The sequence below is a fragment of the Lactobacillus sp. UMNPBX17 genome, from assembly GCF_002553735.1.
In the GTDB taxonomy this organism is placed as follows: Bacteria; Bacillota; Bacilli; order Lactobacillales; family Lactobacillaceae; genus Lactobacillus; species Lactobacillus gallinarum.
Genome location: NZ_PCYT01000051.1, coordinates 1 through 12,734, shown reverse-complemented (window position 1 = coordinate 12,734; position 12,734 = coordinate 1). Strand labels below are relative to the sequence as shown.

Sequence of the window (12,734 nt, the reverse complement as noted above, 5' to 3'; positions counted from 1 at the left end):
TCGAATAAACAAACTAAAAAGACAATCAACACAGATTTAATTTATATAATACGAGAAGGTATTAAAATGAAAAATAAAAAGAAAGTTCTGTTTTCTTCTCTACTGGTAGTATTTTTATTATTCTTTCTATCAGCCTGTTCAACTAAAAAAGAGGAAAATACTCAGAAACATCAAGTCGACATTGTCACATCAACTAATATTTATGCCAATATTGCCAAAAATATCGTGGGTAAGCACGGTAAAGTCGAGGCAATTATCAATCATGGCGATACCGATCCCCATGATTTTGAGCCTACTACTGGCTCCGCTAAAGAAGTAGCCAATGCCAATATCGTTATTGCAAATGGTTTGGGATATGACAGCTGGATGACTAATTTGGCTAATGCAAATGATATTCATGTTACTAAAGTAGGAGAGCAGCTTATGGGACTAAAACAGGGCGACAATCCTCATATTTGGTATAACCTGAATATGCTACAAAAATACGTGGCCTACCTTGTTAAAAAAGCTAGTCAAATTGATCCTAAGCATACATCTTATTTTAAAACTAATGCCAAAATTTATTTGAATAAAATAGATACGATAAAGAAATTGGCCGACAAAATAAATGGAAGAAAGGCGAAGCCAGTTTATGTGAGTGAGCCGGTATTTGATTATGCCTTAGAGCGGTGCCATTTTAAAATTGGTAATCCAGCTTTTGAAGAGGCTGTAGAAAATGAAACTGATCCAAACGCTAAGGTTGTACACGAAATGCAAATGGGTATCAAACAGAGAAAAATTGCTTTCTTCGTTAATAATGTCCAAGCATCAAGCAGTACCGTTAATAATATGGTAAGCTTAGCTAAGCACTCAAACGTGCCAGTACTTGATGTACGTGAGACGATGCCTAATGGTGTTAGCTACTATCAATGGATGAAAAACAATTATCAAAAATTATTTCAAATTTTTTCAAAATAACCCTTGCATAAATTAAGGATGTCTAGTAATATAATAAGCGTTGTGATTGAGATGTCACTCAGATAACTAAAAAATGAAAAAGTTAAAAAAGTTCTTGACTTTTAAAATTGATTTAGTTATTATAATAAAGTACTCTTGATTAAGAGATATGACCCGTTGGTCAAGTGGTTAAGACACGGCCCTTTCACGGCCGTAACATGGGTTCAAATCCCGTACGGGTCACTTATGGAGGATTAGCTCAGCTGGGAGAGCATCTGCCTTACAAGCAGGAGGTCACAGGTTCGAGCCCTGTATCCTCCATTGTTCGGGACTACCGCGGAGACGGTAGTTCTTTTTTTATGCAAAAAGAACGAACAAAATAATTTTATCGGTTCAAGTCCTGAAAGGATTCACTATTAACAGTGAAGATGCCTTGTAACCGAATAGCTAATGTCTATATAGGGGGACTATTATGGAAAGACGTTTGTTTACTTCAGAATCAGTTTCTGAAGGACACCCAGATAAGGTTGCTGATCAAATTTCAGATGCTATTCTGGATGCAATGTTGGAAAAAGATCCTAATTCACATGTAGCATGTGAAACGATTGTAACTACAGGTATGGTTTTTGTCTTCGGAGAAATTTCAACTAGTGCTTATGTTGATATTCAAGACGTAGTACGTAAGACCATCTTGAGAATTGGTTATGATCGTCCTGAATTAGGTTTTGATGGCAATAACTGTGCCGTCATGGTGGATATTGATGAGCAATCACCTGATATTGCGGGTGGTGTAGATCATTCACTTGAAACTAGAGAAAATGAGTCTGATCAAGACGAATTGGATCAAATTGGTGCGGGTGACCAAGGTTTGATGTTTGGTTTTGCTATTAAGGAAACACCAGAATTAATGCCTTTGCCAATCTCACTTGCTCATCGCTTAATGAGACGTGTTGCCTCATTGAGAAAGGATCATACTCTAGAATGGCTTCGTCCAGATGCTAAGGCACAAGTTACAGTTGAATACGATGAGAACAAGAATCCACTTCGTGTTGATACTGTAGTTATTTCTACTCAAACTGATGCAGAAGTATCTAATGACGAAATTCGTCGAGCAATGATCGATTTAGTAATTAAAGAAGTTATTCCAGCTCGCTACTTGGATGAAAAGACCAAGTTCTTGATTAACCCATCTGGACGCTTCGTTATTGGTGGACCAAAGGGTGACTCTGGTTTAACTGGACGTAAGATCATCGTTGATACTTATGGTGGTTATGCTCGTCATGGTGGTGGTGCCTTCTCAGGTAAAGACCCAACAAAGGTTGACCGTAGTGCTAGTTATGCAGCTCGCTATATTGCTAAAAATATCGTGGCAGCTGGTCTTGCATATCGCTGTGAAGTACAATTAGCCTACGCAATCGGTGTGGCTCACCCAGTATCAATTATGATTGATACAGCTGGTACCGGTAAGGTGGATGATGATCTTTTGACTGAAGCAGTTCGTCATGTCTTTGATCTTCGTCCAGCAGGTATCATCAAGATGCTTGATTTGCGTCGTCCTATTTATGAACAAACTGCCGCATATGGTCACTTCGGCAGAACAGATGTCGATTTACCGTGGGAAAAGACCGATAAAACTCAAGATTTACTTGATTACATCAAAAACAATAAATAATAAAAAGAGGGAGTAAAAATGAAAAAAACAAACGTGTCACTAGTCACGCTTGCGATTTTTATGACTACTTTTATGTCTGGTGTTGAAGGAACGATTGTTTCTACTGCGATGCCAACCATAGTTTCTGATCTGAATGGATTGGAAATTATGAATTGGGTTGTATCAATTTTTCTTTTGATGACGGCTGTGTCAACTCCTTTATATGGAAAACTGGCAGATAGCATTGGGCGAAAGCCAGTTTTTTTATTTGGGATTGCACTCTTTGTCATTGGATCGTCATTGTGTGGCTTAGCTCAGAATATGATTGAATTAATTGTATTTAGAGCAATTCAAGGATTAGGTTCAGGAGCAGTTCAACCGGTGGCTATTACGCTGATTGCGGATTTATATACTTTGCAAAAACGGGCAAAACTGTTAGGACTCAATTCTGGCTTTTGGGGAGTAGCCTCAGTAATTGCACCACTATTAGGTGGTTTTATTGTTCAACATCTGTCTTGGCACTGGGTTTTTTATATTAATGTTCCGATCGGAATTATCGCCTTTTTGCTGGTTATTTTCTATTTAAAAGAACCAAAGCACAATGCCAAATCAAAGTTGGACTTGCAAGGTACAACTTGGTTGGTAATTTTACTGCTAGCTTTGATGTTCTTCTTACAGGATCTTGGCGAAAACACCAATATTGCAATAATGGCTATTTTAGCTCTTTTAATTGTGGTATCGGTAATTGCCTTCTTTAAGGCAGAAAAGCGCGCTAAGGACCCAATAATGCCGTTATCAATGCTGAAAAATAGAGAGTTCCTGGCAATCAATCTAATTACTCTACTTATCTGTGGGGTAGTTATTGGCTTTGAATTCTATATTCCAACTTGGATGCAGGGAATTAACGGAACTAACGCCTCGCTTGCTGGTTTTGCCGTTACACCAAGTTCTTTAATGTGGATTGTAGGTTCGTTTATTCTAGGCTGGATGCTTGGCCGCTGGGGTATTAAGCGGACTTATGATTATATGTTAGGCGTATTGGTGATCACAGATTTGGTATTGCTTTTAGTACCAATTTACACACCATTCTGGGTATTCTGTATTGTCGCAGCCTTTAACGGTACCGCATTTGGGGTTATTACAACGGCATCTCAGGTTCATTCTCAAGTGCTAGTATCTAAGTCTGACATTGGGGTAGCAACTTCATTTAATACTTTGATGAAATATTTGGGTCAAACTATGATGATTTCAATCTACGGTATTGCCTTTAATACGGCGGTAGCTCATGGTTTAGCTAAGCACCCTGGATTGACTCAAGGGATGATGAATAAAATCGTTTCTGCGGAAAATGCCAAGACGCTAGCAGCCAATACGATTCCACAGTTGCGTCAAGTTCTTTTGGGTGGATTAAAAGCCGTATATTTTGTTTCATTAATCGTGATAATTGTTTCCATCGTTTTGAACCGAACATATCGTGATCAAAAAATTAATACCAAATAAAAAATCCAGATGCATCTTTAATGCGTCTGGATTTTTGTTTTAAAAGCTGCGTTTCAACAATTGTTGCGGCATTTTCTTAAGTAATGTTGTTGCACTATTATTTGGAAAAATAGCTAAACAGTCAACCGCTTTTTGGGCATAATCTTGAGCGAGTTTCCTACTTTTCTCAATAACGGAACTATTAACGAGAATTTCTTGAATCAGTTGCATATCTGAAACGGACATTTCGCGTTTTTTATTTAAAATAGGCAACAGCTTTTGTCTTAACTCGGGCTGATCAAGTGCAAGCAAAAGTGGCAAGGAATAAACACCGGTAGCTAAATCTTCTAAAGTAGGCTTATTGAGTTTGTCGCTGCCTGTGTAGTCTAATAAATCATCTACAATTTGAAATGCGATTCCTAGATTTTCTCCAAAATTGGCTAAAGCTTCACTTTCTTCGGCATTCCCACCCGCAAAATGTGCACCTTCTTCAGCTGCTAAACGGAAGAGGGCGGCGGTTTTACCTTTGATATCGTTTAGATAATCCGTAAAGGTCTGCTCTAAGTTAAAGCGTTCAGCCATTTGACCGAGTTCTCCATTTAAAATATGGCTCATAGTTTGCGCGTTGCGCACCAGATACTCGTGTTCTGCAGTTGTATCCAGCATTAAATCAAAAAAGTTGGTGAATAATAAATCACCAGCGTACACAGCGACATCTTTGCCAAACTCTGCTTGAATGCTGATATTGCCTCTACGCAGATCAGAATCATCGATGATATCATCATGAATCAAAGTTGCCATATGCAAAATTTCGATAGATGAAGCTAAATTAATAGTTTGTTGATTAACTTTTCCGACTACATGTGCTGCTAATAATAAAAGGCTGGGGCGCAGATATTTGCCACCGTTGTCGGCCATTGTTAATAAAGCAGTCTGTAAACTCTGATGAGGAGTTTGAATGGTGTGCTGAATCAAAGCATCGACTTCAGCTAATTCATCAGCAATAAGTGGATATTTTTTCCAAGGCTTAAAATTTTTCATAAATCGTTTCCTTAAACTAATAAAATTATTATCGTTTAATTGATTTGTTCAAATAGTTACATTACTTATTATTACGCAGATTGTGAATCTAACCAACAAAAAAACTAGTGAAAATTAAATTCACTAGTCTTTTTGTTTATTTTCGCGATTTTTCTAACATTTTTGGTTCAATGTAAAAGTGGTATAAGAATGAATAACCAAGTAAAACAAAGGTAATTCCTTCAATCCAACCTCCAAAGACATCAGATGGATAATGCACATGGACGAATATTCTTGTGTAGCCGATCAAGATCGGGAACAACGCCCAAATGATAATTAATAGAGTTTTCCAGAATTTGCTTTTAATTAATAAAATTGTCAAGATAATTAAAACTCCAAATAATGCGGCACTACCAACTGAGTGACCTGATGGAAAACTGTAGCCATCGGCATAAACTAAATGGTGAACGGTTGGACGTTGGCGCTCAACTGCGTGTTTGATAATCCAGTTATAACCGTTGGCACAGATCATGACGCCTGCTGTGAACCAAGCATAAGCATATTGTTTAAACGTAATTAAAAGAATAAATAAGATAATTGTTTCTATCGTAATCGTGCTGGTATTGCCTAAATTGGTAAAAGTTTTTGCAAAAGCGACATTTGTCGGATTATTATTGCAGACAATGCTGATGACTGCATTGTCGAAACTGTGGATAAACGGTGAACCAGATGAAACAAGCATCGCCCACGCTGCGTAGATGACCACAAAGATTATCCCTGGAACCAGAGTATCTCTTGGTGGATTTTTTGTATTAATCAAAAAAAGTCTCCCCTTGTAATTTTTAGCATTTGTGGTAAATTATAATCATTATCTATAAGAAAATAAAGGTCAGGAAGTAGTAACAAGGATATTTTTTCAGAGAGAGACTGGTTGCTGTGAAGTCTTAGAATGGAATTGTGAACTTGTCCTGGTATTGAAACCTATCGTTGCCATCCGCGTTAAGGAGCGATTAAGGGTCACATTTTTGATGTGGAACTTAGGTGGTACCGCGATTATTTCGTCCTATGATTGATAGAATCATAGGACTTTTTTGTTAGAGAGGAAAAATATGTATAATCACAAAGTTGTCGAAAAGAAATGGCAAGATTATTGGGCAAAGCATGATACCTTCAAGACAGGTACAGATCCCAAGAAGAAAAATTATTATGCATTGGACATGTTCCCATTCCCATCTGGTAAGGGACTTCACGTAGGTCATCCAGAAGGATATACTGCAACCGATATTGTCTCACGTATGAAGCGTGCACAAGGCTATAATGTGCTTCACCCAATGGGTTGGGATGCATTTGGTCTTCCAACAGAACAATATGCTTTAAAGACTGGTGAAGATCCAGCAGTTGTTACTAAAAACAATATTGCCAACTTTAAGCGTCAACTTAACAAGTTAGGCTTTTCATACGACTGGGATCGTGAAATTACTACTAGTGATCCTAACTACTACAAGTGGACTCAATGGGTCTTTGAACAAATGTATAAGAAGGGCCTTGCTTATGAAGCTGAAGTTCCAGTTAACTGGTCACCAGACCTTGGTACTGTTGTAGCTAACGAAGAAGTTATTGATGGTAAAACTGAACGTGGTGGTTACCCAGTATACCGTCGTAATATGCGTCAATGGATGCTTAAGATGACTGCTTATGCCGACCGTTTGCTTGAAGATTTGGACGGCTTGGATTGGCCAGAACCAGTTAAGGAAATGCAAAGAAACTGGATTGGCCGTTCAGTTGGTGCTCAAGTAACCTTCAAGATTAAGGGCAGCGACAAGACCTTCGATATCTTTACTACTCGTCCTGATACTTTATTCGGTTGTTCATATACTGTTCTTGCTCCAGAAAACAAGTTGGTACAAGAAATTACTACTGATGCACACAGAGACGAAGTTAATGCCTACATCAAGAAGATTGAATCAAAATCAGACCTTGAAAGAACTGACTTGAACAAGGACAAGACTGGTGTATTTACTGGTGCTTACGCAATTAACCCAGTTAATGGCAAGGAAGTTCCGATTTGGATTTCAGATTACGTATTGGCAAGTTACGGTACTGGTGCGGTTATGGCAGTTCCAGCTCACGATGATCGTGACTATGATTTTGCTAAAAAGTTTGATTTGCCAATTAATCAAGTACTTGAAGGTGGCAACTTATCTAAGGCTGCCTTCACTGAAGATGGTCCACACATTAACTCAGAATTCTTGAATGGTTTGGACATCAAGGATGCCAAGAAGAAGATGGTTGACTGGCTTGAAGAACACAACTGCGGTGAAAAGAAAGTTAACTACAAGCTTCGTGACTGGGACTTCAGTCGTCAACGTTACTGGGGTGAACCAATTCCAGTTATCCACTGGGAAGACGGTACTACTTCACTTGTTCCAGAGGATCAACTTCCACTTCGTTTACCACATGCAACTGATATCAAGCCATCCGGTACTCCAGAAAGTCCATTAGCTAACTTAACTGACTGGGTAAACGTAGTTGATGAAAATGGTCGAAAAGGTAAGCGTGAAACCAACACTATGCCTAACTGGGCTGGTTCAAGTTGGTACTACTTACGTTATGTTGATCCACACAATGATAAAGAATTAGCTGATTACGACTTATTGAAGCAATGGCTTCCAGTTGACCTTTACATCGGTGGTGCAGAACATGCAGTTCGTCACCTTCTTTACGCTAGATTCTGGCACAAGGTTCTTTACGACTTGGGTGTTGTTCCAACCAAGGAACCATTCCAACGTTTGTACAACCAAGGCTTAATCTTGAAGAACCACGAAAAGATGTCTAAGTCAAAGGGTAACGTAGTTAACCCAGATGAAGTGATCGATGAATACGGTGCAGATTCACTTAGAATGTACGAAATGTTCATGGGACCACTTGATGCTTCAATTGACTGGGATGACAATGGTCCAGCATCAACTAAGAAGTTCTTAGATCGTGTATGGCGTTTGTTTGTTAACGACCTTGACCTTAAGGCAATTCCACAAGAAAGAATTGTGGATAAAAACGATGGTGAACTCGACAAGGTTTATGCAGAAACTGTTAAGAAGGTTACTGAAGACTTTGACGCTCTTCACTTCAACACCGCTATTTCTCAAATGATGGTCTTCATCAATGCTGCGCAAAAGGCTAAGAGTATTCCACGTGAATACGCAGAAGGATTTGTTAAGCTTTTGGCTCCAGTTGCTCCACACATGATGGAAGAAATCTGGCAAGTATTTGGTCATGATGAATCAATTACTTATGCTAAGTGGCCAACTTATGATCCAGCTAAGTTAGTTGAATCAACTGTGGAAATTATGGTTCAAGTTAACGGTAAGCTTCGTGGTAAGTTCCAAGCAGCTAAGGATGCAGATCGTGATGCTGTTCAAAAAGAAGCTATGGCTTTACCACACGTACAAAAATTCTTGGAAGGTAAGGACGTTAAGAAGGTTATCGTTGTACCTAACAAGATTGTTAATATCGTTGCTAAATAAGTTAAGTTTTTCCTAAAAGCTTTATGAAGTTGAGCTTTATGAAGCAAATTGAGTGACAATTAATTAGTTAATACTTTTTATTAGGAAAAATTGATGGAAGAAGAAAATAATTTAGATAGCAAAGATACACAAAGCACATTTTTAAAGGGCTCTGCCTGGATGACCTTTGGGTCGATTGCTTCTAGAATCTTAGGTGCGTTGTATATTATTCCTTGGTATGCCTGGATGGGTGACTATGGGAATATTGCCAATGCCTTAACTGCGCGAAGTTATAATATTTATACGATATTTATTCTAATTTCGACGGCCGGAATTCCGGGAGCGATTGCCAAACAGGTGGCTAAGTATAATGCCTTAAATGAATATGGAATTGGGCGAAAATTATTCCATAAAGGGTTAATTTTAATGGCCTTCTTGGGAGTAATTTCTGCTGCGATCATGTATTTTGCCTCACCGCTACTGGCATCTAACGGTAGTCAAAGCGATCCAAGACAAATTGCAGTTATGCGTAGTTTGTCTTATGCGATTTTGATTATTCCGATCTTGAGTATCATGCGTGGGTACTTCCAAGGGTATGCGGACATGATGCCAAGTGCGATGTCACAGTTTGTGGAGCAATTTGCTCGAGTAGTTTGGATGCTTTTAACGGCATTTGTAATCATGCAAGTGCAGCACGGCTCTTATGTTCATGCCGTTATCCAGTCAAACTTGGCTGCCGCAATTGGTGCCGCATTTGGGATTGGCCTGTTAGTTTGGTTCTTGTTTTCACGGCGAAAACAATTAGATAATTTGGTTGCTAATTCGAATAATCGGTTAAAAGTTTCCACAACCGAACTATTTGCGGAAATTATTGAACAGGCAATTCCATTTATTATTATCGATTCAGGAATAACTTTATTCTCATTAGTAGACCAATATACATTCCACCCAATGATTGCAGGGCTGGTTCATGCAAGTTCAGATACAATTGAAGATTGGTATGCATTATTTGGTCTTAATGCCAATAAGTTGATCATGATTATCGTGTCTTTGGCAAGTGCAATGGCAGTGACAGCGATTCCGCTTTTGTCAGCTGCACATACTAGAGGCGATTTTAAGAGCATCTCTAAGCAAATTGCTAATACGATGGACTTGTTCTTGTTCGTGATGATTCCTGCTGCATTCGGAATGGCCGCTATTAGTAAACCGATTTATACGGTTTTCTATGGCCCAGATCCATTAGGTAGCAATGTTTTATACTTGTCATCATTTACTGCAATCAGTTTAGGACTTTTTACAGTATTGATGGCGGTTTTGCAAGGTTTGTCAGAAAATGGATTGGCAATAAAATATTTAGTTTTAGGTTTAATCCTGAAGGGCATTTTGCAATATCCGATGATCTTTTTGTTCAAGATTTATGGACCGTTAGTTGCAACCAACTTAGGCTTATTGGTGATTGTTCTGTTGTCATTGAAGCACTTAGAAGTACAGTATGACTTTAATTTGAATAGAACAAGCCGCCGCTTGGTTGGTATTACCGCATTTTCGATAGGGATGTTCCTAATTGTTAAATTAGTTGAGATGGGCTTAGGCAAGTTCTTAAACCCAGATCATAGAATATCTGCCTTGATTCTGGTAATTTTATCAGTAGTCGTGGGAATTGTCTTTTATGGCTTAGCCACAATAAAGACAGATTTAGCCCAAAAAGTTATGGGTAGCAAAATTGAACGAATTTTAGTTAAATTGCATATTCATAGTTAATGAAAGAAGAACGATGATTGATTTCATCGTTCTTTTTGTGTTTGGAGTTAAAACACTGGGGAAGGGATGCAAGTAGGTAATAAAAAAGGAACGAGCAAAACTCGTTCCTTTTTTCATGGTATTCATCATGTAAGAATTATTTATTTGTTTTGATCTAAAAGAATTAGTCCTTTACAACGTCCTTAATGTTCAACCATTGGCTTTTGTTAATCTTAACGATCTTCTTGCCATTAGTCTTCTTAACTGCTTTAGCAGTGAAAGTTGAACCCATTGAAACTTTCTTAGCAGTCTTCTTACCGTTAGCGTTTAAAACGTCAACCTTTTGGTTCTTAGTGTCCTTAACAACAACGAAGATCTTGTCGCCTTTCTTGATTGAAGGGTTAGTAGGAGCAACTTCTGAAACACCTAACTTTGGAGCAGTGAAGCTAGCAGCTTGAGCAGCACCAGAACCAATACCCATGAAACTAATTGAAGCAACTACAACTGAAACAACTTTAACAATTTTCTTTGAGTCTAACATAATGAATACCTCTATTTTCTAAATCACTTTAACTTGTTGGAACTTTTCGTTCCCTCATTCCTTACATCTTTATTATATAACATGTATTATATAATGCAAGGGCAAAATAAGACTTTTTTAAAAAGAAAATAGATGGCGAAAAAGCTTGCTATAATAACATTTGTTCCAAGTTTTGACTGGAAAAAGAGCAAAAATAAAAAACAAAAATTTTTGTTATCATTACAAAAAAGACCCGAATCACTTAGATTCGAGTCTAAAAACCTTATAAAACTACTTTTTCTTTTTAATTTCTTTTTTAGCAGTTTTGCTCTTCTTTGTTTCCTTCTTAGCAGTCTTCTTTTCTGGCGCTTCATATTTACGCACAACTGTCAGCTTTTCAATGATTGCTTCTACTAGTTGATCTACCACCTTATCAGCATCTTTTTCAACTTCTTCTTCAGTTGCCAATTGATCAATTCTAAAATGCGAAACATTAACATAATCAGACCGCGTTTCAAAATAAACATTAAGCGGATATTCTTGCCCTTCCTCAAAAAAATTGACAATCTTCTTATAATTGCTGTAAGGCAAGTTGATGATATTAGTCTCTAAAGCAAACGTAACCGGACGCTGACCTGTCACTGCCAGCTGAGTTTGCACTAATGAATCATGCTTGAACGCAGCAGCGACTTCCTTAATCATCTTCTCTGCATAAGGCTTGATCTTGCTCTTAGATTTGCTAATATCGCTATATTTTACTGTTTCAAGATCTTGAATGTAATCTTGATTTTCAATTTTATTATTTAAATCTTCTAAATTAATCTTCAAAATAAACTTTCCTTTTTGTTAATTCTACTCACTAACATACTACAAAAAATTTTTTTGTCATCACTTTTTAGAATTCATAATAAGATTTTGCTAGAATAGTACTCATGAAAAATAAAAAAATTAATTTAAAGTACTTATTTTTAATTATTCCAATTGGATTAATATTAGTGCTTAGTCTAACTTACCTTGCCAACAAAAATCAAATTGATGACGAGATTAATTGGATGACGATGAAAGAGAAACAAAAGCTCAATGTTCCTCTAGAAAATCAGCTCCCCGACCTGCCTAACGGCTGCGAGGTAACTAGTTTATCCATGCTTATGAACTATTATGGCATCAAAGTTACTAAAAATGAACTAGCACAGAACATTCAACACGTCGATTCTTTTACCGACAATGGCCGTTATCGCGGTAATCCTAATCAGGGCTTTGTCGGTCATATGACTGTAGCAAATGCCGGCTGGTGCGTTTATAATGGTCCGCTTTATAACGTTGCACGTAAATACACCAACCACATCGTTAATGCTTCCGGCAGTAATTTCCTGAAAATATTAAAACTGGTTTCCGATGGTCATCCCGTTTTAATTATTACTACTACAACCTTTAGCCGCGTCAACAATATGCAAACGTGGGAAACTAACTCAGGTAAGGTGAACGTTACACCATCATCACATGCTTGTGTAATTACAGGTTACAACAAGAAAAAGAAGGTTGTCTACCTTAACAATCCTTATGGATGTCAACTACCCTAGACTGAAGTCTAGGGCTTAGTGGCTCGTTAGCTTACGCTAACCAGAACACCAACTTGCTTAGATACGGACTTGACTTACCAGCAATAATCTTTTGGCTATTGCCGATAGAGGTCGTCTAATTACCAAAGCCTTTTGAGTCCGTGAGTTGCTAGCGGACTGCAGCCCCGAATAAGGCTGCTTCTTTTATTTTAGGATTCTGCCACTTGCCTAATCCTTTTTCTAGAATATTCACTGCCGCATTCCAATCGCGAATATGGTGCGTCTGACAGATTGGGCACGTCCATTCCCGATCCTTAAGGGTTAAT

11 protein-coding genes, 2 tRNA genes, 1 riboswitch and 1 other annotated feature are annotated in these 12,734 nt (G+C 38.0%); of the genes, 8 read left to right on the top strand and 5 right to left on the bottom strand.

The features are described 5' to 3' along the window. Positions 1 to 66: 66 nt before the first annotated feature. From CP368_RS07725 to CP368_RS07705, 5 genes are all read left to right on the top strand, one after another. Positions 67 to 957, top strand: coding sequence for a metal ABC transporter solute-binding protein, Zn/Mn family (locus CP368_RS07725; RefSeq protein WP_098044270.1), 891 nt, complete (start codon positions 67 to 69; stop codon positions 955 to 957). Positions 958 to 1,107: 150 nt separating this feature from the next. Beyond that, positions 1,108 to 1,179: transfer RNA gene (locus tag CP368_RS07720), tRNA-Glu, on the top strand. A gap of 5 nt (positions 1,180 to 1,184) precedes the next feature. After that, positions 1,185 to 1,257 (top strand) — tRNA-Val (locus CP368_RS07715). A gap of 65 nt (positions 1,258 to 1,322) precedes the next feature. Continuing rightward, positions 1,323 to 1,411: riboswitch (SMK box riboswitch) on the top strand. Further along, positions 1,409 to 2,608 (top strand): methionine adenosyltransferase, encoded by a 1,200-nt coding sequence (metK, locus tag CP368_RS07710; RefSeq protein WP_098037036.1) that lies wholly within the window; start codon positions 1,409 to 1,411, stop codon positions 2,606 to 2,608. It overlaps the preceding riboswitch by 3 nt. Positions 2,609 to 2,626: 18 nt before the next feature. Next, positions 2,627 to 4,087: an MDR family MFS transporter gene (locus tag CP368_RS07705; protein WP_025006407.1), complete on the top strand. Its 1,461-nt coding sequence runs from the start codon at positions 2,627 to 2,629 to the stop codon at positions 4,085 to 4,087. 39 nt (positions 4,088 to 4,126) lie between these two features. Here the strand turns inward: CP368_RS07705 and CP368_RS07700 are convergent, their stop codons facing one another. Together CP368_RS07700 and CP368_RS07695 are read right to left on the bottom strand one after the other, a co-directional pair. Then, the gene (locus tag CP368_RS07700; protein ID WP_056945496.1) at positions 4,127 to 5,107 is read right to left on the bottom strand and encodes a polyprenyl synthetase family protein; all 981 of its coding nucleotides are present in this window, start codon (positions 5,105 to 5,107) and stop codon (positions 4,127 to 4,129) included. 136 nt (positions 5,108 to 5,243) lie between these two features. Next, entirely contained in the window at positions 5,244 to 5,906 is a 663-nt protein-coding gene (locus CP368_RS07695) for a phosphatase PAP2 family protein (protein ID WP_025006408.1), read from the bottom strand. Between the two features lie 56 nt (positions 5,907 to 5,962). Beyond that, positions 5,963 to 6,155, top strand: a binding site (T-box leader). Between the two features lie 40 nt (positions 6,156 to 6,195). Between CP368_RS07695 and leuS the strand changes: the two genes are divergently transcribed. Next, positions 6,196 to 8,610: a leucine--tRNA ligase gene (gene leuS / locus CP368_RS07690; RefSeq protein WP_098044269.1), complete on the top strand. Its 2,415-nt coding sequence runs from the start codon at positions 6,196 to 6,198 to the stop codon at positions 8,608 to 8,610. Positions 8,611 to 8,703: 93 nt separating this feature from the next. After that, positions 8,704 to 10,350 carry a polysaccharide biosynthesis protein gene (locus CP368_RS07685; protein ID WP_098044268.1) on the top strand — a complete coding sequence of 549 codons (1,647 nt, stop codon included), beginning with the start codon at positions 8,704 to 8,706 and terminating at the stop codon, positions 10,348 to 10,350. A gap of 163 nt (positions 10,351 to 10,513) precedes the next feature. On the opposite strand, the gene CP368_RS07680 is transcribed toward CP368_RS07685, so the two are convergent. Continuing rightward, the gene (locus CP368_RS07680) at positions 10,514 to 10,870 is read right to left on the bottom strand and encodes a hypothetical protein (RefSeq protein WP_098044267.1); all 357 of its coding nucleotides are present in this window, start codon (positions 10,868 to 10,870) and stop codon (positions 10,514 to 10,516) included. Positions 10,871 to 11,140: 270 nt separating this feature from the next. Beyond that, positions 11,141 to 11,677, bottom strand: coding sequence for a hypothetical protein (locus tag CP368_RS07675; RefSeq protein ID WP_098045947.1), 537 nt, complete (start codon positions 11,675 to 11,677; stop codon positions 11,141 to 11,143). Positions 11,678 to 11,781: 104 nt separating this feature from the next. Here CP368_RS07675 and CP368_RS07670 point away from each other — a divergent pair, with 104 nt between their 5' ends. Further along, on the top strand, positions 11,782 to 12,429 hold the full coding sequence (locus tag CP368_RS07670) for a C39 family peptidase (RefSeq protein ID WP_098045946.1): 648 nt from the start codon (positions 11,782 to 11,784) through the stop codon (positions 12,427 to 12,429). A gap of 148 nt (positions 12,430 to 12,577) precedes the next feature. Here CP368_RS07670 and CP368_RS07665 read toward each other — a convergent pair. Further along, a partial coding sequence (locus CP368_RS07665) for a zinc ribbon domain-containing protein (protein ID WP_143468312.1) occupies positions 12,578 to 12,734 on the bottom strand: 157 nt, incomplete at its 5' end.

Bases quoted from the DNA above. Each gene is read 5' to 3' on its own strand.
- CP368_RS07685 (WP_098044268.1), top strand. From the start codon at position 8,704: ATGGAAGAAGAAAATAATTTAGATAGCAAAGATACACAAAGCACATTT.
- CP368_RS07670 (WP_098045946.1), top strand. From the start codon at position 11,782: ATGAAAAATAAAAAAATTAATTTAAAGTACTTATTTTTAATTATTCCA.
- CP368_RS07700 (WP_056945496.1), bottom strand. From the start codon at position 5,107: ATGAAAAATTTTAAGCCTTGGAAAAAATATCCACTTATTGCTGATGAA.
- CP368_RS07725 (WP_098044270.1), top strand. From the start codon at position 67: ATGAAAAATAAAAAGAAAGTTCTGTTTTCTTCTCTACTGGTAGTATTT.
- CP368_RS07680 (WP_098044267.1), bottom strand. From the start codon at position 10,870: ATGTTAGACTCAAAGAAAATTGTTAAAGTTGTTTCAGTTGTAGTTGCT.
- CP368_RS07705 (WP_025006407.1), top strand. From the start codon at position 2,627: ATGAAAAAAACAAACGTGTCACTAGTCACGCTTGCGATTTTTATGACT.
- leuS (WP_098044269.1), top strand. From the start codon at position 6,196: ATGTATAATCACAAAGTTGTCGAAAAGAAATGGCAAGATTATTGGGCA.
- metK (WP_098037036.1), top strand. From the start codon at position 1,409: ATGGAAAGACGTTTGTTTACTTCAGAATCAGTTTCTGAAGGACACCCA.